Genomic DNA, 22,268 nt, shown 5'->3' with positions numbered 1-22,268 from the left:
CCCTCCGTCCCCGACCCGCCCCGGTCGGCCGACGGTCCGGCCGCCGTGTCCGTCGCCGTCTCAGCCACCCTGGACCACCACCCGGCGCGTCGCCGCCGCCTGGAACACCCGGCCGGCGCCCAGCAGCAGCGCCGCCCAGCCGAACTGGAAGCCGTACGCCCGCAGCAGCCCCCAGCCCGTGTGGCGGCCCAGCAGGACGTCCGCCGGGACCTGGAGCAGCGCCGACCACGGCAGCGCCCGCGCCACCTCGCCGAGCGCGCCCGGGAACACCGTCAGCGGCAGCACCATCCCGGAGAAGAACATCCCGCCCAGCCAGGCCATCTGGGCCACGCCCGCCCCGTCCAGCAGCCAGAACGCCGAGAGCGCCACCAGATAGCGGATCGAGAAGCTGACCAGGACGCCCAGGAAGACCGCGAGCAGGAACGCCAGCCAGGTCCGGGGGTCGGCGGGCAGCGCCAGATCGAAGGCGAGCGCGCCGAACGCCAGCGGCACCAGGCCGCGCCCCAGGAGGTGGAAGGCCGCCCGGCCCACGTCGGCCGCCAGCCACCACAGTTGGAGGTCGGCCGGGCGGTACAGGTCGATCGCGATGTCACCCGTACGGATGCGTTCGATGAGCTCGTCCTCGAAGCCGCCGCCCATCATCGCGACCGTCATGATCAGGGCCTGGCCGAGCCACACATAGGTGAGCGCCTCGGCCTGGTCGTAGCCGCCCAGACGCGGGCGGGCGCTCCACAGGGCCATATAGGTGTACGCCACGATCACGCCGAAGACGGTGTTGGTGAACACCCCTGCCGCCGTGGCGATCCGGTACGTCGTATAGCGCCGGAACCCGCCCGCCGCGACGGCCGCATAGAGCCGCACCCGTCTCCTCCTCGCCCGGTCCGCGTGCCAGTCCGTGTATGAAGGGGGCCGGGCGTCGTGGCGCCGGGTGCCCCCAAGCCGAAGCGCACGACCCTAGTGCGGCCCGGAGCCGAGCGCGACGGCTTTTCCCCGGCCGGACGTGCAATATGGGCGTACCACGCGAATCATCCGAAACGACCCGACAGCCAGACCGACCCCGCACCGGCGAGAGGGACATGAGCGACGACGAGCAGCCGGACCGGGCGAGCCGGCCGGAGCAGCGGCCCGAGCCCTCGGGATGGGCCCCCCGGGACCGCACGGCCGCCGGGGCGGACCCCTCGGCCACCCCCGCCGGATCCGCCGGGAGCCCGGCGGACGGCCCCGGCGGGAACGCGCCGGAGGGCCAGGGGGACGGGCCGCAAGGCGCCCGGCAGAAGGGCGGCAAGAAGCGGCCCCGGCGGACCGGCTGGCGCCGTCTCGTACCCACCTGGCGCATGGTGCTCGGCACCTTCCTCGTCGTCGCCCTGCTGCTCATCGGCGGGTTCATCGCCGGATACACGCTCGTCCACATCCCGCCCGCGAACGCCACGGCGACCGCCCAGTCCAACGTCTTCCTCTACGCGGACGGCGGCCAGCTCGCGCGCGACGGCGAGATCAACCGCGAGAACGTGCGCCTCGCCCAGATCCCCCTCACCGTCCAGCACACCGTGCTCGCCGCCGAGGACCGCGACTTCTACTCCGAACGGGCGGTCGACCCCAAGGCGATGGTCCGCGCCGCCTGGAACACCCTCACCGGCAAGGGCAAGCAGTCCGGCTCCACCATCACCCAGCAGTACGTGAAGAACTACTACCTGGGGCAGGAGCAGACGATCAGCCGCAAGGTGAAGGAGTTCTTCATCGCCATCAAGCTGAACCGCGAGGTCAGCAAGTCGGACATCCTGGAGGGCTACCTCAACACCAGCTACTTCGGGCGCAACGCCTACGGCATCCAGGCCGCCGCCCAGGCGTACTACGGCAAGGACGTCGAGAAGGTCACCACCGCCGAGGGCGCCTATCTGGCCTCCCTGCTCAACGCCCCCAGCGCCTACGACGTGGTGGCGCACCCGGAGAACAAGGGCCGGGCCGTGGCGCGCTGGAACTACGTCATGGACGGCATGGTCAAGAAGAAGTGGCTCACGCCCGCCGAACGGGCGGCGGCCACCTTCCCGGTGCCGGGCAAGGTGCGTCCGGCGGCCGGGATGGCCGGACAGCGCGGCTATGTGGTCGAGGCCGTCAAGGACTATCTGACCAGCAACAAGATCATCGACGAGAACACGCTGGCCAAGGGCGGCTACCGGATCACCACGACACTGGTGCGGGCCAAGCAGGACGCCTTCGTCGCCGCCGTCCAGGACAAGGTGATGTCCCAGGTCAGCGCCGACCGCAAGGTGGACCGCAACGTCCGCGTCGGCGGCGCCTCCGTCGACCCGGCGACCGGCAAGGTGCTCGCGATGTACGGGGGCATCGACTACACCAAGCAGTACGTCAACAACGCGACCCGGCGCGACTACCAGGTCGGCTCCACCTTCAAGCCGTTCGTCTTCACCTCCGCCGTCGAGAACGACTCCAAGACGCAGGACGGCCGCACGATCACCCCCAACACCATCTACGACGGCACCAACAGACGCTTCGTACAGGGCTGGTCGGGCACCCCGTACAACCCCTCCAACGAAGACGACAAGTCCTACGGTTCCCTCACCGTCCGGTCCGCCACCGACCTCTCGGTGAACGCCGTGTACGCCCAGATGGCGGTGGACGTCGGACCCAAGAGCGTCCGGCAGACCGCCGTCGACCTCGGCATCCCCTCCAGCACGCCGGACATGCCCAACGGGCCGTCCATCGCGCTCGGCACCGCGACCGCCTCCGTCCTGGACATGGCCGAGGCGTACGCGACGCTCGCCAACCACGGCAAGCACGGCACGTACACGATCGTCGAATCCGTCACCAAGGACGGCGAGAAGCTGGACCTGCCCGGACAGGACGACAAGGAGGCCGTCTCGCGCGAGGCCGCCGACACCACCACGTCGATCCTGCAGAGCGTGGTGGAGGGCGGCACCGGTACGGCCGCGCAGGCGTCCGGCCGTACGGCGGCGGGCAAGACCGGTACCGCCGAGGACGACAAGGCGGCCTGGTTCGCGGGCTACACGCCCGATCTGGCGACCGTGGTCGCGGTGATGGGCCAGGACCCCGACACGGCCGCCCAGAAGCCGCTGTACGGGGCGCTGGGGCTGCCCCGCATGAACGGCGGAGGGCCGCCCGCGCAGGTGTGGGCGCAGTACACGGCCGCCGCGCTCAAGGGCACCGAGGCGCAGGACTTCGACCTCCAGCTCCAGGAGGGCGCGGCCGTGCCGCCGCCGGTCGAGACGCAGGCCCCCAACCCGCCCGGCCAGAACCAGGGCCAGACCCAGGGGCAGACGCAAGGACAGGCCCAGGGCCAGACGCAGGGGCAGAACCAGGGACAGACCCAGGGCGGCCCGAGCAACGGCGGCACCACCAATGGCGGCACGACCGCCAACGGGGGCACCACGGCCGCCACCACGAACGGCGGGACCACGACGGGCACCACCACCAACGGAGGCACCACCACCGACGGCACCACCACCGGCGGCCCGACCAACGGAGGCACCACCGACGGCGGCGCGGCCAACGGAGGCACCACCGACGGCGGACCCACCAACGGCGGCACCACGGCGGGCCCCGGCGGCACCGGCGGCGCGGCCCAGGGCGCCACCGGAGGCACGACGGCCGGCGGCGCCAACCGGCCGCGCCGCCAGCCGCGCACGGGGTAGCCCGGGCGGCCGGGTACAGGACGGGCGCGAGGGTGCCGGTCCCGTACCCGGCTCACCGTGGCCGGCGGTCCTAGTGGCCGGAGGTCGCCTTGAGGCCGATCACGGCCACCAGGAGCAGACAGACGAAGAAGATCCGGGCGGCGGTGGCGGGCTCGCCCAGCACCACCATGCCGAGCACCGCCGCACCGGCCGCGCCGATGCCCACCCACACGCCGTAGGCGGTACCGATCGGCAGGGACTTCGCGGCCTGCGAGAGCAGCATCATCGAGGCGACGATCCCGGCACCGGTGAACACGCTCGGCCACAGCCGGGTGAACCCCTCGGTGTACTTCATCCCGATCGACCAGCCCACTTCGAGCAGACCGGCGACGACGAGCAGGACCCAGGCCATGACAGGCACCTCCGAGAGACGTACGCGCGCGTACGGCTGTCCGCGCGGGGTGCGTCGTCTTGTCCTGACCCGGTACGACGCGTCTCGTCGGGGTCCCTCAAAGGTAGCAAAGAACAGCCGAAAGGGCTGGTGACGGCAGTCACCAGCCCTTGGACACGCTGTTGGCCGCCGGTGCGGCGGCCGGACCGGAGGGTCAGAGGTAGAGCCCCGTGGAGTCCTCGGACACGCGCTCCGAGGCGACGGCGTGCAGATCGCGCTCCCGCATCAGTACGTAGGCGACGCCGCGCACCTCCACCTCGGCGCGGTCCTCCGGGTCGTACAGCACCCGGTCCCCCGGCTCGACGGTCCGTACGTTCTGCCCGACCGCCACCACCTCGGCCCAGGCCAGCCGCTTGCCGACGGCGGCGGTCGCCGGGATGAGGATGCCGCCGCCGGAGCGCCGTTCGCCCTCGGGTGTGTCGGACCGGACCAGCACGCGGTCGTGCAGCATCCGGATGGGCAGCTTGTCGTGGGTGTTCTCGCTCACGCCCCGAACCTACCTGTCCGCGCCCCCGCCGTACGCCGAAGGGGCACGGAAGGGGCGCGGAAGACGGGAGGGGGCGCGTGGCGCACGACGGGCCGCCCCGTCGCCCACGCGCGCGTGGGCGACCGTCAGTCGCGGCGCTTCTTCGCCGACGACATGGCCAGCAGGCCGACGAGCCCGACGGCGAGCAGCGCGACCGGCAGGATGCGCTCCACGCGCGGGGCGCCCTCCTCGTTCACGAACTGCGCCTTCACGTCCGAGACGGTCCGGTTGACCGCGACGAACGCCCGCCCGGCCGTCCGGTCCACGGTCGAGGCGACCTTCGCCTTGGCGTCGCCGACGATCGTCGACGGGTGCAGCCGCACGCCGATCTCGTCGAGCGTCACCGCGAGCTGATCACGGCGGCTCCTGATGTCCGCCTCGATCTGCGCAGGGGTCCTGGCTTCCGACACTGCGCCGCCTTCCGTCGCTGTCTGTGGATCTCCGTCATCGACAGTCTGTCAGCTCCGCCGCCGATGCACTGTCACAGGCCCCCATTAGGCTCTCCCGGAGTACGCCCATTCCGTTCCTTCCGGAGGAAGATCCCATGAGCGAGCGACTCGTCCCCGGCGACACCGCCCCCGCCTTCACCCTGCCCGACGCGGACGGCACCGAGGTCTCGCTCGCGGACCACAAGGGCCGCAAGGTCATCGTGTACTTCTACCCGGCGGCCCTCACCCCCGGCTGCACCAAGCAGGCGTGCGACTTCACGGACAACCTGGAGTTCCTGACCGGCCACGGCTACGACGTGATCGGCGTCTCGCCCGACAAGCCGGAGAAGCTGGCGAAGTTCCGCGAGAAGGAGGGCCTGAAGGTCACCCTGGTCGGCGACCCCTCCAAGGAGGTCCTGGAGGCGTACGGGGCGTACGGCGAGAAGAAGCTGTACGGCAAGACGGTGACGGGCGTCATCCGCTCCACGGTGATCGTGGACGAGGAGGGCAAGGTCGAGCGCGCCCTGTACAACGTGAAGGCGACCGGCCATGTCGCGAAGATCATCAAGGACCTGGGGCTCTAGCCCCTCTCCACCCCGCCCCGGCCGGCCGCCCGCTACGATGGCGGACGGCCCGCGGCCGTGGTGGAACTGGCAGTCACGCCGGGTTTAGGTCCCGGTGGGGTAACACCCGTGGGGGTTCGAATCCCCCCGGCCGCACCGCGGACGGCCTGCGCTTCGAGGGATCGACGCGCAGGCCGTTCTGTGTTCCGGCCCTCAGCCCAGCAGCTCCCGCACCACCGGCACCAGCGCCCGGAACGCCTTGCCCCGGTGGCTGATCGCGTTCTTCTCGTCGGCCGTGAGCTCCGCGCAGGTGCGGGACTCGCCCTCCGGCTGGAGGACCGGGTCGTAGCCGAAGCCGCCCGTGCCCGCGGGGGTGTGGCGGAGGGTGCCCAGGAGGCGGCCCTCGACCACGCGCTCCGTGCCGTCGGGGAGGGCCAGGGCCGCCGCGCAGAAGAAGTGGGCGCCGCGGTGGGGCTCGTCGATGTCGCCGAGCTGGGCCAGCAGCAGGTCGAGGTTGGCCTTGTCGTCGCCGTGGGTGCCGGCCCAGCGGGCGGAGAAGATGCCGGGGGCGCCGTTGAGCACGTCCACGCACAGGCCCGAGTCGTCGGCGACGGCGGGCAGGCCGGTGGCGCGCGCCAGGGCGTGGGCCTTGAGGAGCGCGTTCTCGGCGAAGGTGACGCCGGTCTCCTTGACGTCGGGGATCTCGGGGTAGGCGTCGGCGCCCACGAGTTCGTGGGGCAGGCCGGCGTCGGCGAGGATCGCGCGGAGTTCGGTGATTTTGCCGGCGTTGCGGGTGGCGAGGATCAGGCGGGTCATGCCCCCAGTATCGTCGGGCGCCCCGCGCGTCACGGTGTGCAGACCTTGCCGACTTCCTTGGCCGCGTCCTTGACGGGGCTGATGTCCGGCGTGTTGTCGCCGTTCTTGATCGCCGAACGGACGTTGCCGACCGCCTTGTTGAGGTTGTCGACCGCCTTGGAGAGGTCGGTGTCGTCGGTCTTCTTCTTCAGCGACGACAGGTTGCTGTCGATGTCGTTGAGGGCCCGGTCCGCCCGTGCCGGGTCGTCGGCGGCGTTGGAGACCGCGCGGCCGAGGTCGTCGACGCTGGAGGCGATCGCGTCGGCCGTCTGGACGCAGTCCAGCGCCTTGCTGACGGCGCCGCACCCGACGGCCGCGGGCACGGCGAGGGCGGCGGTCGCTACGGCGAGTGCGAGGGCGCGGCGGCGGCTACTGCGCATGGACGGGTCCTCCCCGGGGTGTACGGACGGGCGTACGGTTCGGCCCGTACGCCCGTGCTCGTAGGGACGCCGGGAGCGGCCCTCTTGGTTGCCCCTTTACTCGCCGAGGGTGCGGCCCAGCGCCTCGACCTGGAGCGCGGCGAGGTCCGCGCAGCCGCCGGTGGCAAGGTCGAGGAGCGCGTTGAGCTCCTTGCGGTCGAAGGGCTCGGCCTCGGCGGTGCCCTGGACCTCGACGAAGCGGCCGTCGCCGGTGCAGACGACGTTCATGTCGGTCTCGGCGCGGACGTCCTCCTCGTAGCAGAGGTCGAGCAGGGGGGCGCCGTCGACGATGCCGACGGAGACGGCGGCGACGGTACCGGTGAGGGGCTGGCGGTTCGCCTTGACCAGCTTCTTGGTCTGGGCCCAGCTCACGGCGTCGGCGAGGGCCACGTACGCGCCGGTGATGGCGGCGGTGCGGGTGCCGCCGTCGGCCTGGAGGACGTCGCAGTCCAGGACGATGGTGTTCTCGCCGAGCGCCTTGTAGTCGATGACGGCGCGCAGGCTGCGGCCGATCAGGCGGGAGATCTCGTGGGTGCGGCCACCGATCTTGCCGCGGACGGATTCGCGGTCGCCGCGGGTGTTGGTGGAGCGCGGGAGCATCGAGTACTCGGCGGTCACCCAGCCCTCGCCGCTGCCCTTGCGCCAGCGGGGGACGCCCTCGGTGACGGAGGCCGTGCAGAAGACTTTGGTGTCGCCGAAGGAGATGAGGACGGAGCCCTCGGCGTGCTTGCTCCATCCGCGTTCGATGGTGATGGGGCGGAGCTGGTCGGGGGTGCGGCCGTCGATACGAGACATGCCCCGAGCGTAGCTCGTGGGCGCCTCGCCCCCGGGGCGGAGCCCCGGACCCCCCTGGCTTGCGCCGCATGGGGGGTTGTTCGTCGCCCGCGGCCCGGTGGTCGCTCCTCGCGCAGTTCCCCGCGCCCCTGATTCGCCCGTACTTCGCCTGCGGGTCGGTGGTCGCTTCTCGCGCAGTTCCCCGCGCCCCTAGGGGGTGCTCGGCAGCCGGAGAAGTCGGCTCGGCCCCTGGGGGTACCCGGCAGCCGGAGTACCCAGCTCGGGCAGCGCCTTCAGGGGCGCGGGGAACTGCGCGAGACGCGGGCACGGCCCGCGGACGAAAGCGGGTTTCGAAGGGGCGCGGGGAACTGCGCGAGCAACCCACCACCGGCCCGCAGACGAACACCGGGCCCAACAGGGGCGCGGGGAACTGCGCGACAAGCCCCCGCCGGTCCGCAGGCGAAGGCGGGTTTCAGCGGCCCGGCGCGGGCCGCAGGTGATAGGCCGAGCAGAAGGAAGGAGGGGCCTTCCCCCATGGGGGAAGGCCCCTCCTCCGGCAGCACTCGCGTGCTTACATCATGTCTTCGATGTCCGCCGCGATCGGATCGGCGTCCGTACCGATGACGACCTGGATCGCGGTGCCCATCTTCACGACGCCATGCGCGCCCGCGGCCTTCAGCGCGGCCTCGTCCACCTTGCTCGGGTCGATGACCTCGGTGCGGAGGCGGGTGATGCAGCCCTCGACCTCTTCGATGTTCTCGATACCGCCGAGCCCGGCGACGATCTTCTCAGCCTTGCTGGCCATGTCTGTCTCCCAGTTCTTTCAAAGAACGCTGTGGCGGGGCACCACGGATCCGTCCGACCCTGGTTCCGCTTTGTCACCGTAACGCACGTTTGGCCCAGTTACGCGAGCGAGCGTCCGCGCGCTGGCCAAGGATGGCGATCACCGGTTACCGCGCCCGTACGGCCAGGCTCCGGACGATACCGCAACTGGTCTACACCAGTGTGCAACGCACGCCGGAACTGGCTTGTTCCGGCAGGACGGAGAGGTGCGGATGAGCTCCGACAGCGCGGCAGTGGACCGGCCGAAGTGGTGGAACAACGCGTTCCAGAACCTCCAGAAGATGGGCCGCAGCCTGCAGCTCCCCATCGCCGTACTGCCCGCCGCAGGCATCCTCAACCGGTTCGGCCAACCGGACGTGTTCGGCAAGGACGGGCTCGGCTGGAACGACGTCGCCAAGGTGATGGCCGGCGCGGGCGGCGCGCTGCTCGACGCCAACATCGGGCTGCCGCTGCTGTTCTGCGTCGGCGTCGCCATCGGCATGGCCAAGAAGGCGGACGGCTCCACCGCGCTCGCCGCCGTGACCGGATTCCTCGTCTACTACAACGTGCTGCACCAGTTCCCCAAGGACTGCGCGGCCGGCGCCAAGGCGATCGCGGTGGGCTGCCAGGCGAACGACGGAACGGTGGCGGCCCTCACGTACCAGAACCCCGGAGTCTTCGGCGGCATCGTGATGGGGCTGCTCGCCGCCTGGTTCTGGCAGCGCTACCACCGGGTCAAGCTGGTGGACTGGCTGGGGTTCTTCAACGGGCGGCGGCTCGTCCCGATCATCATGTCGTTCGTCGCGATCGCCGTCGCCGCGATCTGCCTGTGGGTCTGGCCGCCGATCGGCGACGGCCTGGAGAACTTCAGCGACTGGCTGGTGGGCCTGGGCGCCTGGGGCGCGGGCATCTTCGGCGTCGCCAACCGCGCGCTGCTGGTGATCGGCCTGCACCAGTTCCTGAACGTGCCCATCTGGTTCCAGTTCGGCAGCTACACCAAGCCGGACGGGTCGGTGGTCCACGGCGACATCACCATGTTCCTGGCGGGCGACCCGCACGCGGGCCAGTTCACCACCGGGTTCTTCCCCATCATGATGTTCGCGCTGCCGGCCGCGGCGCTCGCGATGACCCACTGCGCCAAGCCGCACCGGCGCAAGCAGGTCGGCGGCCTGATGCTCTCGGTCGGCCTGACCTCGTTCGTCACCGGCATCACCGAGCCGATCGAGTACTCGTTCCTCTTCATCGCCCCGCTGCTGTACGCGATCCACGCGGTGCTGACGGGTGTGTCGATGGCGGTGACCTGGGCGCTGGGCGTGAAGGACGGCTTCAGTTTCTCGGCGGGCCTGATCGACTACGCCATCAACTGGAACCTGGCGACGAAGCCGTGGCTGATCATTCCGATCGGCCTGGTCTTCGCTGCCGTCTACTACGCGATCTTCCGTTTCGCGATCATCAAGTTCAATCTCCCGACTCCCGGGCGCGAGCCGGAGGAGTTGGAGGAGGAGATCGAACGGGACAACACGAAGGCGTGAGCCGGGTTCCCGCGCAGGCGGGAGCGGGCGGCCGTCCGGGCGCGAGCGGCTGCCGCGCGCGGCCGGAAGCGGGCCATAAACCCAGCGGGATCGCGCGTTTACGCAAAGTGTCTTCATAACGGCGGCGTCGCGCGGCAATAACGGCGGCATAACCGAAGAGCCCTTCAGCAAAGGCCCCGGCCCCTGGCGTCCGGGGCCTTTGTCCGGCTTGCCGGAATGTATGGCCGAGGCCACAAAAATTGCAGGTTCCTTATCTAACCCTCACCGTGCTACAACTGGTCTACACCACTCAATGGTGTAGACCACGCGGGCTTGACCGCGTTCCCCCCTGAGACGCCGCCGTCCCCCCGTACTTTCCCTGTCCCCGGGCGGCGCCTTGCCAACTGGAGGAAGTTGATGAGTACGGCCACCGCTACGGCGGCGCCCGCGAAGAAGCGGGGTGCCGGCCTGTTCCAGGGTCTGCAGAAGGTCGGTCGCAGCCTGCAGCTGCCGATCGCCGTACTGCCCGCCGCGGGCATTCTGCTCCGCCTCGGCCAGGACGACGTCTTCGGCAAGGACGGTCTCGGCTGGGACAAGGTCGCCAAGGTCTTCGCGACCGCCGGTGACGCGGTCTTCGCCAACATGCCGCTGCTGTTCTGCATCGGTGTCGCGATCGGCTTCGCCAAGAAGGCCGACGGCTCCACCGCCCTGGCCGCGCTGGTCGGCTTCCTGGTCTACAAGAACGTGCTCACCGCGTTCCCGGTGACCGACGCCGTGGTCAACACGACCAAGAACAACGGTGTCGACGTCGCCGCCACCTACAACGACCCCAAGGTCCTCGGCGGCATCGTCATGGGCCTGATATCCGCGGTCGTGTGGCAGCGGTTCCACCGCACCAAGCTGGTGGACTGGCTCGGCTTCTTCAACGGCCGCCGCCTCGTCCCGATCCTCATGGCCTTCATCGGCACCGCGCTCGGCGTCTTCTTCGGCCTGGTCTGGGGTCCGATCGGTGACGGCATCACCTCCTTCGGCGAGTGGATGACCGACCTCGGCTCCGTCGGCGCCGGCATCTTCGGCGCGGTCAACCGCGCGCTGCTGCCCGTGGGCATGCACCAGTTCGTGAACACCGTCGCCTGGCAGGAGATCGGCACCTACACCGACCCGTCCGGCGCCGTCTGGCACGGTGACATCCAGCGCTTCATGCACGGCGACCCGAGCGCCGGACAGTTCATGACCGGCTTCTTCCCGATCATGATGTTCGCCCTCCCGGCCGTGGCCCTGGCCATCACCCACACCGCCCGTCCCGAGCGCCGCAAGGCCGTCGGCGGCATGATGGTCTCCCTCGCGCTCACCTCGTTCGTCACCGGCATCACCGAGCCGATCGAGTTCGCGTTCATGTTCATCGCGCCGGTCCTGTACGTGATCCACGCGGTCCTGACCGCCGTCTCCATGGCCGTCACCTGGGCGCTGGGCGTGCACCACGGCTTCACCTTCTCCGCCGGTGCCATCGACTACCTGCTGAACTGGAAGTTCGCGGAGAAGCCGTGGCTGATCATCCCGATCGGCCTGGTCTTCGCGGCGATCTACTACGTGGTCTTCCGCTTCGCGATCACCAAGTTCAACCTCACCACCCCGGGCCGCGAGCCCGAGGAGGAGGTCGAGGACCTGACGAAGGCGTGAGCCTCGTCGGTGATACGCGGAAGGGCCCCCGGAACCGAGAGTTCCGGGGGCCCTTCTTCGCGTACGCGCTCAGACCTCGTACACCGCGCCCGGGGCCGCCAGCTCCACCGGGCCGGAGTAGGCCGTGCGGGCGTCCGCCAGGTTGACCTCGCCGTCGGTCCACGGCGGGATGTGGGTCAGCACCAGCCGGCCCGCCCCGGCGCGGGCGGCGTGCTCGCCCGCCTCGCGGCCGTTGAGGTGCAGGGCCGGGATGTCCTCCTTGCCGTGTGTGAAGGACGCCTCGCACAGGAACAGGTCGGCGCCCTCGGCGAGCTCGTGCAGGGCCTCGCAGACGCCGGTGTCGCCCGAGTACGTGAGGGTGGCGCCGCCGTGCTCGACGCGGATGCCGTACGCCTCGACGGGGTGGCAGACCCGTTCGGTGCGGACCGAGAAGGGGCCGATGTCGAACGAGCCGGACTTCAGGGTGTGGAAGTCGAACACCTCGCTCATCGAGGAGCTGGAGGGCGTGTCGGCGTACGCGGTGGTGAGCCGCTGCTCGGCGCCCTCCGGCGCGTACACCGGCATGGGGGCGCAGCGACCGCCCTCGTGGCGGTAGTAGCGGGCCACGAAGTAGCCGCACATGTCGATGCAGTGGTCGGCGTGGAGGTGGCTGAGGAAGATCGCGTCGAGGTCGTAGAGACCGATGTGGCGCTGCAGCTCGCCCAGGGCGCCGTTGCCCATGTCGAGGAGCAGCCGGAAGCCGTCGGCCTCGACGAGGTAGCTCGAACAGGCCGATTCCGCGGACGGGAACGACCCGGAGCAGCCGACGACGGTGAGCTTCATGGAGCGTGAACCTCCGGGAGCGGCAAGGGGACGGGGATGGGGACGGGAGGTCGTGCGGTGCGTCGAGCGTAAGGCGCCGCACTGCCGGTCGCTCCTCAGTGGCGGGCCGTTGTGGGGGAACTCACCTGCGCTGTCACCGGTTCGGGCGGTGTGCGGACGGAGCGCGCGCGGCGGGCGGGGCGCCGGTAACGTCTGCGCTATGGACACGTCCTGGTGGATCGCGGTGGCGGCGGTGGTCGCGGCCGCCCTCGTCGCCGCGGTGGTCGACGGGCGGGGGCGCGTACGGCCGCGGCCCGCCCGGCCCGGGGGGCGCGTACGGCCGCCCGGGCGGCCCGGCGGGGCCCGTCCGCGCGGGCGGGGGCCGCAGCCCGGGGAGATCTGGTGGGCGGAGGTGCCGTACGAGGACGGGCCCGGCTCGAAGGACCGGCCCTGCCTGGTGCTGTCCGCCCGGGGCGGCGGGGTGCTGGTCGCCAAGATCACCAGCAAGTTCCACGAGGAGCAGGCCGGGGTGATCCCGCTCCCGCCCGGCTCGGTCGGGGACGCGCAGGGACGGCCGAGCTTCCTGGAGACGGATGAGTTGCGGGAGGTGGGGGCGGGGGCGTTCCGGCGGCGGGTGGGGGTGGTGGACCCGACCGTGTGGGACCAGGTCCGCTACTTGGCGGGGTGAGCGGTCCCCGGCGGGGCGGCATGCGCCGGCGGTACGGCTCTCCGCCCGCGGACCGTGCGCGGCCGGTCGCGCAGTTCCCCGCGCCCCTTGGCAGTCCGTCGCCTGCGGGCCGGTGGGGCTTGCTCGCGCAGTTCCCCGCGCCCCTAAAGACAAGGCACCTACCCCCGTCCCACTGACTCCCCGCCCCCTCAAGGGGCGCGGGGAACGGCGCGGGACGCGGGCACGGTCCGCGGAGGGGCGACGGCCTGGAAGGGGCGCGGGGAACTGCGCGAGCATCCCGGCACGGCCCGCAGGCAAACCCGAACCCCCAGCCCCCAGGGGCGCGGGGAACTGCGCGACCGGCCCCCACCGGGCCGCAGGCGAACACGCAAGCCGCCCGGCCAAGGGCTTTCGGGAAGCCCCGAGGTTCCAGACTGACAGTTCTGGAGTCCTCGGATCATGGTCGCGTCGTCCCAGGTCAAGCAGTCGCGGCAAGCCCTGCCCTCCACAGAGGGCATGAAGAAACACGTAGCGGTATCTACGCAGGTCAGTCCTGGCGCGAGAAACCTTCGCGCTCCCCGTAAGGCCATGGAGAACAACGAAAACGTAAGTAGCCCGCTCACAGCGCCCCTTCGGGGTGTGCGCTGTGTCCGCCTGTCGGTGCGCACGGACGAGACCACCAGTCCCGAGCGTCAGCGTGAGTCCGACGATCAGGCGGCGGCAGCCCTCGGTATCAGCTTCGGCGAGGGCGCCGCACTGCGTGAAGCGGTCGACCTGGACGTGTCCGCGTCCAAGGTCGGCCCCTTCGAGCGTCCGCAGCTCGGCGCGTGGCTCAAGCGCCCCGCCGACTTCGACGCCCTGGTCTTCTGGCGCTTCGACCGCGCCATCCGGTCCATGCAAGACATGCACGAGCTTGCGAAGTGGGCCCGCACACACCGCAAGATGATCATTTTCGCCGAGGGGCTGGGCGGCACGGGGCGGCTCGTCTTCGACTTCCGCAACCCCATGGACCCCATGAGCGAACTCATGATGATGATGTTCGCGTTCGCGGCACAAGTCGAGACACAGTCCACCAGCGACCGCGTAACCGGCGCGCAAGCGGCCATGCGGAAGATGCCGCTTCGCTGGCGGGGCGGGGGCAAGCCCAGCTACGGCTACCTGCCCGCCCCCATGCCCAAGGAACACGGCGGCATCGGCTGGACACTCGTCCCCGACCCGATCGCAGTCAAGGTCATCGAGCGCATCATCGCCGCGCTGGTGTCCGGCCTCGCCCCGCTCGCCATCGCCCGGATGCTCAACGCTGACGGCGTCCTGTCCCCGTCCGCCCACTGGGCCGCTTACAAGGCCCGCACGAAGAACAACGGTGCAGAGCCCGAGGAAAGCACCTCTCCGAAGCGGAAGCCCGCACAGTGGCGGGACAAGACCATCATCAAGATGCTGACCAGCCCGGCACTGCTCGGGTGGAAGCTCCACCGTGGCAACCCGGTCCGCGACGACCAGGGCAACCCCGTCTTGGCTGCCGAAACCCCGATCCTCACCCGCGAGGAGTTCGACCAGGTCGGCGCGCTGCTGGCCCCCAAGCCCGTCACCGAGCGTCCGCCCGTGCGTAAGGACTCCGGGGCGCTGCTGCTGCGCGTCATCCACTGTGACGGCTGCGGCAGCCGCATGTACCTGAACAAGGGCTATTACTCGTGCTCGTCCTACAAGTACGGATCGGACTGCCCCGCCCCGTCCATCGTGCGTGCTGACTGGGCCGAGCAGTACGTGAACAGCGAGTTCCTCCGCCTGGTCGGCCCCGTACAGATCACCCGCACCACCGAGATACCCGGCTACGACCCACAGCCCGAGATTGACACCACCCTCGCCGAGTTCGAGGAACACCAGAAGCAGAAGGGACGCCAGAAGTCCAAGACCGCACAAGCATCCTGGCAGCGCCACGCGGACGCACTCGACTCCCGGCTAGCAGAACTGGAATCACGGAAGAAAACCGAACCCCGCCGCGAGACCATCCCGACCGGCCGCACCTACGGCGGCGACTGGAACAGCGCGGATACCGTGGCACGCCGCACCATGCTCGTGGACGTCGGGGCACGACTCATGGTCAAGCGCGGAACGAAGGGCGGGTGGCGGAAGCTCGACCTACGGCGCGTCGAGTTCACCATTACCGGGGATCTCGACCCCGCCATTGAAGAGGCCATGGCTGTGGCAGACGAACTTGCCACCGAGAACAACCCCGACCACGCCCCCACGACGGGGGCCAGGGCGCACCGCAACCTGACCCCGCAGACACTCGCCACAGCCGCGTAACCGCCCCCACGAACCCGAGGATGCCCCGGTTGGCCACTGGCCCGCCGGGGCTCTCGGCGTCCCCGGGTGGCCCGATAGGCTCACTGCACCCCGCACCGAAATGGGCGTGTGGGTCAGGGGCGGTGCATGTCACGACTCATGAGCCGAGAATGCAGTACACCCGCCCTGTCTCGCCCCGGTAGTCCCTCGGGACCGCCGGGGCTTTCCTGTGCCCGCAGACAGGCGCACACGGCGTTCTGTGGGCTCTCGCCCCCGCCCTCGGGCTCGGTCAGCTCAACAGCGAGGCGAAGAGTGTTGAGAGTGTCGATTTACGACACTTTTTTAGAATACATAGAAAAAATAAGAGAGAAGAGAGATCGGGGCACCGTCCGGCACTCTGCCACCAGTGGGCCCCGGCAAGGTCTGCTCTCCACATAGGTCCGGGAGACAGACCGGTTGAGCTTGCTTCACAGCGAGTCCGGCAAGGTCTGCTCTCCACTACTTCCGAGAGCAGGATTACCGCGCACCCGCCCTACAGGGGGACATCAGGCGGTCTGAGTGCCTGACTCTCGGAACGAGCGTTGCCCGCGCACCACGCGCCCCGCGTTACCGGGGTGGCCGCAGGGGTTGGGAGGCAACGCGCGGGGACTGCACGGCCCACACGTAACCGCCCTCAAGTGGGGCGCCGAAAGGGGTGGTGGGCAGTGCGGTCCCCGTGGTTCCCGCCTCGCCGGCGAGGACAACCAAGCCCGCCTGGTCCAAGTGGCAGAGACGCGCGATTCAAGATCGTGAGGTTCCCGGTTCGAGTCCGGGGGTGGGCACTCGACAACAACAAGCACCAGGGGGCACACCATGCGCTGTATCGACTGCACCGAGCCCGCGACCCTTCGGGGCCGCTGCAAGGCGCACCACGCGACGTTCGAGGGACGGGCCACGGTCCGCACCCGCCGTTCACGGGGTCGGCGACGGGCGGCCCGCTATGACGCTGCGGCCCGGCTCCGGCGACGGGTGCAGGAAAGGGGCACGGCCTGGTGCGACTGGTGCATGGGGACGTTCCCCACGGACGGCGTGGACGTCGACCATGTGCGCCCGCTGTCCCTCGGCGGCGAGGACGTAGACAGCAACGTTCAGGTGCTGTGCCACGGGTGCCACCAGCTCAAGACGAGTACGGAGTTCGGGGCCGCTCGTGCTGCATGACCCCCGCCCCCCTCTCGCTGGCACCCTCCCCGCCGTGCGTGTAAGCCCTGCCCTGGGCGTTCCGAGCCCGGACAAGGCTCCGCCCCAGTACAGCAGCGATGCCGTACCGGGGCAGGTGCGCGTCAGCTCGGCTGGATGAAAGACTTGAACAGGACGAGGTTTCCGAGCTGCTGGCCGATCTTCACCTTCGTCCGCACACCGAGGCACTCCGGCTCCGTGAAGACGAAGATGTCGCTCTGGCTGTTGTTCTTGGGTGCCCAGGCGCTCTGCAAGGGCTTGTCCTCCACCTCGGGGACCTCGATGCATGTGTCGTCGGGAATCGTCAGATCGTCGGGGTACACGCCGGTCTTCGCCTGGTTCGGCTGGAGCGGGTTGCCGTACTTGTAGCTGATGGTGCCGTGGTCCGCGTGGGCCGGGGTGGGCAGGGCCGCGAGGAGGGCGAGGGTGCCAACGGCGGCACCGGCAGCGCGAGGAATGCGCATGAAGGGGATCCCCTTTGTTTGAGGGACGTTGACCGACGGCCAACCATCCGGCCATCAGCCTTCCCCTGACCATGGAACTTTCGCGGGGAATCGTTCCAGCGCGCCGTAGTGATCATGGGGCGTGTGGACGTGAAGTCCGCTCATGCGGTGGACGATTGCACGCTCCACCATTCGAGTGATCTCGGCACGGCAAACACGACAGTCCCAGCGCGTTGGAGGTGATCCCCCATGCCCCGTAAGCCCCGCCCCCCTTGTTCTGTCCCCGGGTGTCCCGAGCTGACCTCTGGTGGCCGCTGTGAGGCTCACCGACGCGAGGCCGAGCAGCAGCGCGGGACGAGCGCCGAGCGGGGCTATGACACACGGTGGCAGCGCATCCGACGCGACTACCTGTACCGCAACCCGTGGTGTCTGCTGTGCGGTCGCACGGCTACCGTCGCTGACCACTTCCCTTTGTCGCGACGACAGTTGGTTGCGCAAGGGGTCGCCGATCCGGACGCGTTCAACAGGCTGCGTCCGCTGTGCTCGTCGTGCCACAACCGCGAGACGGCGAAGCGCCAGCCGGGCGGTTGGGCTGCCGAACGCGTCAAGCCTCGCCGTTTCTGACCCGCCGACCAGGCGGGGACTCCCCTCCTCCCGCCCGACTGATCGGCAGGGAGGGAGAAGAATCGCATGGCTGATTAGGCCGTTCCTGTGGGCGTCGCTAGCAAGCACTAGTGGCGCCCTTTGATTCATCCAAACCGAATTAAGGAATTACTCGTGTCTTTGACTCTTGCCGAATCCGCGAAACTCTCGCTTGATCAGCTCCAGCGTGGCGTGATTGAGACGTTCGTTCAGGAATCTCCCATCCTGGATCGGCTCCCGCTCATACAGGTGGCGGGCAACGCCTACCGGTACAACGAGGAATCCACCCTTCCCGGAGTTTCCTTCCGGAGTGTGAACGAGGCGTACCCGGAAAGCACTGGAACGCTGAACCAGCGGATCGAAACGCTCGCCATCCTCGGCGGCGACGCCGATGTGGACAAGTTCATCGCGCAGACCCGGGGCAACCTGAACGACCAGCGAGCCGTTCAGGTCATGATGAAGGTCAAGGCTGCATCGATTCACTTCTCGGACCAGTTCTTCAACGGCGATGTGGCAGTGGACCCGAAGGGGTTCGACGGCCTGCGCAAGCGACTGTTCGGGGGGCAGGTCCTGGACGCGAAGGGTGTCGGGCCGGTCGTCAACGGTCATGACTTCTTTGATGCGTTGGACGCGCTGGTCGCTCAGGTGCGTGGCATCAGCGGTTCGAACGGAGCGCTCTACATGAACGCTGCGCTCCGGGCGAAGATCGAGTCCGGGTTCCGGCGGCTCGGCGGTGCCGAACTTCTCTCGGCCGAGATCGCCGGGAAGCGCGCCCCGGTCTGGAAGGGCATCCCGCTTCTGGATGCCGGGCAGAAGCTGGACGGCACCGACGTACTCCCGATGACTGCCGGGACTGGCGGCAAGCAGACCGGCGACATCTACGCCGTACGCTTCGGGTCCACCGAAGCAGACTCCGGGGTCACCGGCCTGACCAACGGCGGCGTCCAGACCACCGACCTGGGCGAGTCCCACGACAAGCCCGTCTACCGCACCCGCATCGACTTCTACTGCGGCCTCGCCCTCTTCGGCGGCAAGGCCGCCGCACGGCTGACCAACGTCCTCGCCAGCTGAACCGCAGCACCGACCAGAGCCCCCGTGCTCGTCACCCTTCGGGGCGGCGGGTGCGGGGGCTTTGGCGTGCGCTGCCCCCTAGCGGCATGGGCCAAGAGTTCGCCACCCGCGCGGCCTGATGCGCCCTTGACCCTGCTCGCACGCAGGGGTGACGCTCGTGCACGTCTGTGCACGCGACTCGGTAGAGGAGTGCCCAATGGCTCTAAAGTTCCTCGGGATTTGGCCCAACACGCCCGATGACGGCTCGCCCACGATCTGGCTCGATGACGCGACCGGTGATCTGATCATCCAGTCATGGACGGCGGATGCGGAGACCATTCGTCAGGCGCAGGAAGTCGGGTCCGTTCCGGGCCACTCGACCAATGTTCCGGGCCACGAGAGCATGATCCGGCTCCCCGCGAACATGCTGCAATTCATCCCCCGCCCGGACAGCGAGGACAACGGTGGCAACAGCGGTACGTGAACGGCTCGCAAAAGCGCAGCGCTCAGCGATGCACCTGGAATTGCGGGACAGCTACATGCGGGACGACCCGGAGTTCATCCGCTGGCAGGCGGGACACCGGTACGATCCAGCCGACCGCGAGTCGTGGTGGCGGTCGTGGCTGGACGTGGTGGCCGAGACGACGGCGCGGGGCGTGGTCATGCGGCGGCTGCGCGTCGTCTCCGAGCCACTGAGCGACTACGTGAGATATGAGTACGACGGCACGTTCACTAACGTGGCTGCGGGCGAGGACGTGCGATGGCTGCCCCGCTCGCGGGCTCGTGGCCTCTTGCTCCCCGTGCTGGATGGCTGGGTCATGGATGAGAACACCGTGATCCTGCACCACTTCAGCGGAGAAGGGCAGTGGACCGACCCGCGCATGGAGGTCCGCGACGATCCTGCATTGGCTGCGCAGTATGTGAAGGCGTACGAGGCGGCATGGGAGCGTGCGACCCCCCACGCGGAGTATCGGCCGGGCTGATCGCACCGTGGCTGTCTCTGCCTCTTCCAGTGCCCAGCAAGCCAGGCAAGCTCTTGCGGATCGGCTTGCGGAGCTTTGCCGGGATGCCGGGTTTACCAAGCTTGACCTGGCCGTGCGTTGCGGGTGGAGCCGGTCCAAGTCGTCCCGGATCATGAACGGTCGTACGCCCCCGTCTGCCGACGACATCCGGGCGTGGTGTCGGGCGTGCGGTGCGGAGGAGCAGACGGAAGACCTGATTGCCATGCTCCGGACCGCCGAGGGCATGTGGGTCGGGTGGCGCCGCATGGAACGGGCCGGACTCAAGCGGGCGCAGGAAGCACGCTTGCCGCTGTACCAGCGAACCCGCCGATTCCGGTCTTACTCATCGTGGCTTGTGCCCGGCATGATCCAGACGCAGCCCTACACGACCGCAGCGCTGCAAGCGATCCAGCGACGGCGTGGCCTGGTGGACGACGTGGCCGAAGCCGTGGCCGCCCGCATGGAGCGTCAGCGGGTCCTACACGAGGGGGATCGGCGGTTCGCGTTCCTCGTTGAGGAATCAGTGTTGCGTGCTGGGATCGGCGGCGCCGAGGTCATGCTGGGCCAGCTTGGTCACCTGGTCTCGGTTGCCGCGCTTCCCAACGTCAGTCTGGGGGTTGTGCCCATGACTTCAGATCGGGAGCGCTGGCCGGCTGAGGGATTCTGGATCTACGACTCGGCACAGGTCAACGTCGAGCTGATCTCCGGGTACCTCACGATCACGCAGCCCAGCGAGGTAGCCATGTATGCCGAAACGTTCGCGGAACTGGCGGCGCTGGCCGTCTACGGCGCCCCTGCTCGTGCGCTGATCACATCGGCAATGCGCGCCCTTGGGTAACTCACGTGCACGCTCGTGCACGCTCATGGCAGTTGCTGTTCCGCTCTCCTTAGCGTGGTTGCCATCGGACCATGCGAAGGGACGGCAACACGATGGCGACCAGAACCGAGACCGACGCAAGCCAGTGGGAGTACACGACGTTCGCCCCGAAAGGCGAGACGTGCCCCGTGTGCATGAAGCCGATCAAGTCCCTTGAGGTGTGCAAGCGGGGAACGTTCAACCGGCCGTCGGGCCCGGTGGTCGTCTACCAGCACACCGGCTGCACGGACATGGACGGTGCTAAGCGACAGGCCCGCCAGTGAGACGCAACTGTGGCGACGTTATGCAGCGGCGGCTGCGACCCCGCACACGCGCTTGCCTTTGGCGCTGACCGGGCTTACATACTGCCTCCGCTTTGATCACGTACGAACGAGCCCATGCCCGGTGTCGTGACGATCAGCCCCTCTTCGCGAAGCGCGGCAGTCGCCTTACGCACCGTTGTCCGGGCCACGCCGAATTCACTCTCAAGCTGTACCTCGGAAACCAGGTGTCGGGCTGGGTACTCGCCACTGGCGATGCGTTGCCTCACTGCGTCCGCGATCTGCTGCCACTTCGGGCGGGTTGGGTCGAACTCCATCACAATGCGGACCGTATCGATCAGGCCACATCGACTCATAGATACACCTGTCTACCCCTGTCCATAGACAGGTGCCTTCATTGTGGCTACCTTCGGAAAGGAAAACGCCCCGACAGACCGCTGGAACGGTCCGCCGGGGCTCGCCGAAACAGCTTCAGAGGAGCTGAACGACGTATGCGCGATGCTATCGCCCGCGCCCTCTTATGGGCGCTGCGCCTGTTACTGCCTGCCCGGGGACGCCACTCAGCGGTTCCCGTCCCGGCTTCCGAGCCCGTCCCGCTCGTGATCTGCGCGCCCTGCACTCCCATTGCGCCGCATGTCCTCACGCGGTCAATTCCCTCCCCATGGGGCCACCGCATCGGACCGTGGTTCCTCGCCCGGGAAGAGCCCCGAACCCTGTCCGGGCAGCGAGCCGACGACACGTTAGAGCTCCGGATCCAGCGGGAGCGGCGCCGGGCCCTCTACTACGCCACACAGGGTGTCGATGTCCCGTGCACCGTCCCGGGTGCCGCGTTCCCCGCAGAGTCGTTCCGTGCGGCGGGGGTGGTCGCATGACCCGCGACGCGATCACCTCCGAGCCCACGCCCGCCAAGCCGCCCGTCCTGGCTCTCTGCGGATGCTGGACTTCCGCTCCTGTCATCGTCGGCGACGTCCAGAGCATGAGCGGCGGGGCCGGATTCACTCAGTACGCGTGCCCGGACCACGTCCACCAGTACCCGCCGCGTGCACGGTGGGGCGAACTGCCCGGGATGCACCGCTCAGCAGTTAGCTAGTACTTCCTTCCACGCTGTCCCGCCCGGAACAGGCTCGGGCGGGACAGAACCCCTACTCTGGAGTTTCGGGAAGGGGCGGGGTGGGGGAAAACCGGCCCCCGGCCACAGCGGAGCCGGGCCGGGCCAGGCCCGTAATGCGGCCCCGCCGGGGAAGGACAGGGACGGACCCGGGAAGTGACCCCGTCGGGGCGGGGCCCGGACGTGGGTCCGCCAAGAGTGGACCGGGCCGGGCCCGCTGTGGCGGCGCCGGCGACGACGGG

23 protein-coding genes, 2 tRNA genes and 1 riboswitch are annotated in these 22,268 nt (G+C 69.3%); of the genes, 14 read left to right on the top strand and 11 right to left on the bottom strand.

The window, feature by feature from the left end; translation table 11 throughout:
* Positions 1-60: 60 nt before the first annotated feature.
* The gene (locus tag AB5J87_RS22115; RefSeq protein WP_369378657.1) at positions 61-861 is read right to left on the bottom strand and encodes an ABC transporter permease; all 801 of its coding nucleotides are present in this window, start codon (positions 859-861) and stop codon (positions 61-63) included.
* Between the two features lie 215 nt (positions 862-1,076).
* Between AB5J87_RS22115 and AB5J87_RS22110 the strand changes: the two genes are divergently transcribed.
* Positions 1,077-3,668, top strand: a complete 2,592-nt coding sequence (locus AB5J87_RS22110; protein WP_369378656.1) for a transglycosylase domain-containing protein — start codon at positions 1,077-1,079, stop codon at positions 3,666-3,668.
* Between the two features lie 70 nt (positions 3,669-3,738).
* Here the strand turns inward: AB5J87_RS22110 and AB5J87_RS22105 are convergent, their stop codons facing one another.
* The 3 genes from AB5J87_RS22105 to AB5J87_RS22095 all read right to left on the bottom strand — a co-directional run bounded on the left by AB5J87_RS22105 (position 3,739) and on the right by AB5J87_RS22095 (position 5,034).
* Positions 3,739-4,059 carry a multidrug efflux SMR transporter gene (locus AB5J87_RS22105; RefSeq protein WP_369378654.1) on the bottom strand — a complete coding sequence of 107 codons (321 nt, stop codon included), beginning with the start codon at positions 4,057-4,059 and terminating at the stop codon, positions 3,739-3,741.
* Positions 4,060-4,107: 48 nt separating this feature from the next.
* Positions 4,108-4,177: riboswitch (guanidine-III (ykkC-III) riboswitch) on the bottom strand.
* 75 nt (positions 4,178-4,252) lie between these two features.
* Positions 4,253-4,585: a co-chaperone GroES gene (locus AB5J87_RS22100; RefSeq protein WP_100578561.1), complete on the bottom strand. Its 333-nt coding sequence runs from the start codon at positions 4,583-4,585 to the stop codon at positions 4,253-4,255.
* A gap of 125 nt (positions 4,586-4,710) precedes the next feature.
* The gene (locus AB5J87_RS22095) at positions 4,711-5,034 is read right to left on the bottom strand and encodes a DUF3618 domain-containing protein (protein WP_369378652.1); all 324 of its coding nucleotides are present in this window, start codon (positions 5,032-5,034) and stop codon (positions 4,711-4,713) included.
* A 134-nt stretch (positions 5,035-5,168) separates the two neighbouring features.
* Between AB5J87_RS22095 and bcp the strand changes: the two genes are divergently transcribed.
* Together bcp and AB5J87_RS22085 are read left to right on the top strand one after the other, a co-directional pair.
* Entirely contained in the window at positions 5,169-5,636 is a 468-nt protein-coding gene (gene bcp, locus AB5J87_RS22090) for a thioredoxin-dependent thiol peroxidase (RefSeq protein WP_369378651.1), read from the top strand.
* 51 nt (positions 5,637-5,687) lie between these two features.
* Positions 5,688-5,771 (top strand) — tRNA-Leu (locus tag AB5J87_RS22085).
* A gap of 57 nt (positions 5,772-5,828) precedes the next feature.
* Here the strand turns inward: AB5J87_RS22085 and rdgB are convergent.
* The 4 genes from rdgB to AB5J87_RS22065 form a co-directional block, all read right to left on the bottom strand.
* Positions 5,829-6,431 carry an RdgB/HAM1 family non-canonical purine NTP pyrophosphatase gene (rdgB, locus tag AB5J87_RS22080; RefSeq protein WP_369378650.1) on the bottom strand — a complete coding sequence of 201 codons (603 nt, stop codon included), beginning with the start codon at positions 6,429-6,431 and terminating at the stop codon, positions 5,829-5,831.
* A 29-nt stretch (positions 6,432-6,460) separates the two neighbouring features.
* Positions 6,461-6,850 carry a hypothetical protein gene (locus tag AB5J87_RS22075; RefSeq protein WP_369378649.1) on the bottom strand — a complete coding sequence of 130 codons (390 nt, stop codon included), beginning with the start codon at positions 6,848-6,850 and terminating at the stop codon, positions 6,461-6,463.
* Between the two features lie 96 nt (positions 6,851-6,946).
* On the bottom strand, positions 6,947-7,684 hold the full coding sequence (gene rph, locus AB5J87_RS22070; RefSeq protein ID WP_369378647.1) for a ribonuclease PH: 738 nt from the start codon (positions 7,682-7,684) through the stop codon (positions 6,947-6,949).
* A gap of 550 nt (positions 7,685-8,234) precedes the next feature.
* Positions 8,235-8,468, bottom strand: a complete 234-nt coding sequence (locus AB5J87_RS22065; RefSeq protein WP_018517946.1) for a glucose PTS transporter subunit EIIB — start codon at positions 8,466-8,468, stop codon at positions 8,235-8,237.
* A 250-nt stretch (positions 8,469-8,718) separates the two neighbouring features.
* Here AB5J87_RS22065 and AB5J87_RS22060 point away from each other — a divergent pair, with 250 nt between their 5' ends.
* Both AB5J87_RS22060 and AB5J87_RS22055 read left to right on the top strand, forming a co-directional pair.
* Complete coding sequence (locus AB5J87_RS22060; protein WP_369378645.1) at positions 8,719-10,017, top strand: PTS transporter subunit EIIC; 1,299 nt, start codon at positions 8,719-8,721, stop codon at positions 10,015-10,017.
* A 396-nt stretch (positions 10,018-10,413) separates the two neighbouring features.
* On the top strand, positions 10,414-11,676 hold the full coding sequence (locus AB5J87_RS22055) for a PTS transporter subunit EIIC (RefSeq protein ID WP_369378644.1): 1,263 nt from the start codon (positions 10,414-10,416) through the stop codon (positions 11,674-11,676).
* 69 nt (positions 11,677-11,745) lie between these two features.
* Here AB5J87_RS22055 and AB5J87_RS22050 read toward each other — a convergent pair whose 3' ends face one another.
* Positions 11,746-12,498 (bottom strand): MBL fold metallo-hydrolase, encoded by a 753-nt coding sequence (locus AB5J87_RS22050; protein WP_369378643.1) that lies wholly within the window; start codon positions 12,496-12,498, stop codon positions 11,746-11,748.
* Positions 12,499-12,697: 199 nt separating this feature from the next.
* Here AB5J87_RS22050 and AB5J87_RS22045 point away from each other — a divergent pair, with 199 nt between their 5' ends.
* From AB5J87_RS22045 to AB5J87_RS22030, 4 genes are all read left to right on the top strand, one after another.
* A complete protein-coding gene (locus tag AB5J87_RS22045; RefSeq protein WP_369378642.1) occupies positions 12,698-13,165 on the top strand; it encodes a type II toxin-antitoxin system PemK/MazF family toxin in 468 nt (155 codons plus the stop codon).
* A 567-nt stretch (positions 13,166-13,732) separates the two neighbouring features.
* On the top strand, positions 13,733-15,451 hold the full coding sequence (locus AB5J87_RS22040; protein ID WP_369378640.1) for a recombinase family protein: 1,719 nt from the start codon (positions 13,733-13,735) through the stop codon (positions 15,449-15,451).
* A gap of 726 nt (positions 15,452-16,177) precedes the next feature.
* Positions 16,178-16,251 (top strand) — tRNA-Leu (locus tag AB5J87_RS22035).
* A gap of 223 nt (positions 16,252-16,474) precedes the next feature.
* Complete coding sequence (locus tag AB5J87_RS22030; RefSeq protein WP_369378639.1) at positions 16,475-16,627, top strand: HNH endonuclease; 153 nt, start codon at positions 16,475-16,477, stop codon at positions 16,625-16,627.
* Between the two features lie 122 nt (positions 16,628-16,749).
* On the opposite strand, the gene AB5J87_RS22025 is transcribed toward AB5J87_RS22030, so the two are convergent.
* Entirely contained in the window at positions 16,750-17,109 is a 360-nt protein-coding gene (locus tag AB5J87_RS22025) for a hypothetical protein (protein WP_369378638.1), read from the bottom strand.
* Positions 17,110-17,865: 756 nt separating this feature from the next.
* On the opposite strand from AB5J87_RS22025, the gene AB5J87_RS22020 reads away from it, so the two are divergent.
* The 5 genes from AB5J87_RS22020 to AB5J87_RS22000 all read left to right on the top strand — a co-directional run bounded on the left by AB5J87_RS22020 (position 17,866) and on the right by AB5J87_RS22000 (position 20,921).
* Positions 17,866-18,801, top strand: coding sequence for a major capsid protein (locus tag AB5J87_RS22020; protein WP_369378637.1), 936 nt, complete (start codon positions 17,866-17,868; stop codon positions 18,799-18,801).
* 196 nt (positions 18,802-18,997) lie between these two features.
* The gene (locus AB5J87_RS22015; protein ID WP_369378635.1) at positions 18,998-19,264 is read left to right on the top strand and encodes a hypothetical protein; all 267 of its coding nucleotides are present in this window, start codon (positions 18,998-19,000) and stop codon (positions 19,262-19,264) included.
* On the top strand, positions 19,245-19,763 hold the full coding sequence (locus AB5J87_RS22010) for a DUF6879 family protein (RefSeq protein ID WP_369378633.1): 519 nt from the start codon (positions 19,245-19,247) through the stop codon (positions 19,761-19,763). Before AB5J87_RS22015 ends, AB5J87_RS22010 begins: the two co-directional genes overlap by 20 nt.
* Positions 19,764-19,770: 7 nt before the next feature.
* On the top strand, positions 19,771-20,619 hold the full coding sequence (locus AB5J87_RS22005) for a helix-turn-helix domain-containing protein (RefSeq protein WP_369378631.1): 849 nt from the start codon (positions 19,771-19,773) through the stop codon (positions 20,617-20,619).
* Positions 20,620-20,711: 92 nt separating this feature from the next.
* Positions 20,712-20,921, top strand: a complete 210-nt coding sequence (locus AB5J87_RS22000; RefSeq protein ID WP_369378630.1) for a hypothetical protein — start codon at positions 20,712-20,714, stop codon at positions 20,919-20,921.
* A gap of 74 nt (positions 20,922-20,995) precedes the next feature.
* On the opposite strand, the gene AB5J87_RS21995 is transcribed toward AB5J87_RS22000, so the two are convergent.
* The gene (locus AB5J87_RS21995) at positions 20,996-21,238 is read right to left on the bottom strand and encodes a GntR family transcriptional regulator (protein WP_369378629.1); all 243 of its coding nucleotides are present in this window, start codon (positions 21,236-21,238) and stop codon (positions 20,996-20,998) included.
* Positions 21,239-22,268: the final 1,030 nt, after the last annotated feature.

This window comes from Streptomyces sp. cg36, assembly GCF_041080675.1.
Classification (GTDB): Bacteria; Actinomycetota; Actinomycetes; order Streptomycetales; family Streptomycetaceae; genus Streptomyces.
This window is presented reverse-complemented; position numbering and strand designations above follow the sequence as displayed.

What these genes read in the sequence shown, in the direction of transcription:
- AB5J87_RS22110 (WP_369378656.1), top strand. Translation starts at nt 1,077, where the DNA reads ATGAGCGACGACGAGCAGCCGGACCGGGCGAGCCGGCCGGAGCAGCGG.
- AB5J87_RS22105 (WP_369378654.1), bottom strand. Translation starts at nt 4,059, where the DNA reads ATGGCCTGGGTCCTGCTCGTCGTCGCCGGTCTGCTCGAAGTGGGCTGG.
- bcp (WP_369378651.1), top strand. Translation starts at nt 5,169, where the DNA reads ATGAGCGAGCGACTCGTCCCCGGCGACACCGCCCCCGCCTTCACCCTG.
- rdgB (WP_369378650.1), bottom strand. Translation starts at nt 6,431, where the DNA reads ATGACCCGCCTGATCCTCGCCACCCGCAACGCCGGCAAAATCACCGAA.
- AB5J87_RS22075 (WP_369378649.1), bottom strand. Translation starts at nt 6,850, where the DNA reads ATGCGCAGTAGCCGCCGCCGCGCCCTCGCACTCGCCGTAGCGACCGCC.
- rph (WP_369378647.1), bottom strand. Translation starts at nt 7,684, where the DNA reads ATGTCTCGTATCGACGGCCGCACCCCCGACCAGCTCCGCCCCATCACC.
- AB5J87_RS22065 (WP_018517946.1), bottom strand. Translation starts at nt 8,468, where the DNA reads ATGGCCAGCAAGGCTGAGAAGATCGTCGCCGGGCTCGGCGGTATCGAG.
- AB5J87_RS22060 (WP_369378645.1), top strand. Translation starts at nt 8,719, where the DNA reads ATGAGCTCCGACAGCGCGGCAGTGGACCGGCCGAAGTGGTGGAACAAC.
- AB5J87_RS22055 (WP_369378644.1), top strand. Translation starts at nt 10,414, where the DNA reads ATGAGTACGGCCACCGCTACGGCGGCGCCCGCGAAGAAGCGGGGTGCC.
- AB5J87_RS22050 (WP_369378643.1), bottom strand. Translation starts at nt 12,498, where the DNA reads ATGAAGCTCACCGTCGTCGGCTGCTCCGGGTCGTTCCCGTCCGCGGAA.
- AB5J87_RS22045 (WP_369378642.1), top strand. Translation starts at nt 12,698, where the DNA reads ATGGACACGTCCTGGTGGATCGCGGTGGCGGCGGTGGTCGCGGCCGCC.
- AB5J87_RS22040 (WP_369378640.1), top strand. Translation starts at nt 13,733, where the DNA reads ATGGAGAACAACGAAAACGTAAGTAGCCCGCTCACAGCGCCCCTTCGG.
- AB5J87_RS22030 (WP_369378639.1), top strand. Translation starts at nt 16,475, where the DNA reads ATGGGGACGTTCCCCACGGACGGCGTGGACGTCGACCATGTGCGCCCG.
- AB5J87_RS22025 (WP_369378638.1), bottom strand. Translation starts at nt 17,109, where the DNA reads ATGCGCATTCCTCGCGCTGCCGGTGCCGCCGTTGGCACCCTCGCCCTC.
- AB5J87_RS22015 (WP_369378635.1), top strand. Translation starts at nt 18,998, where the DNA reads ATGGCTCTAAAGTTCCTCGGGATTTGGCCCAACACGCCCGATGACGGC.
- AB5J87_RS22000 (WP_369378630.1), top strand. Translation starts at nt 20,712, where the DNA reads ATGGCGACCAGAACCGAGACCGACGCAAGCCAGTGGGAGTACACGACG.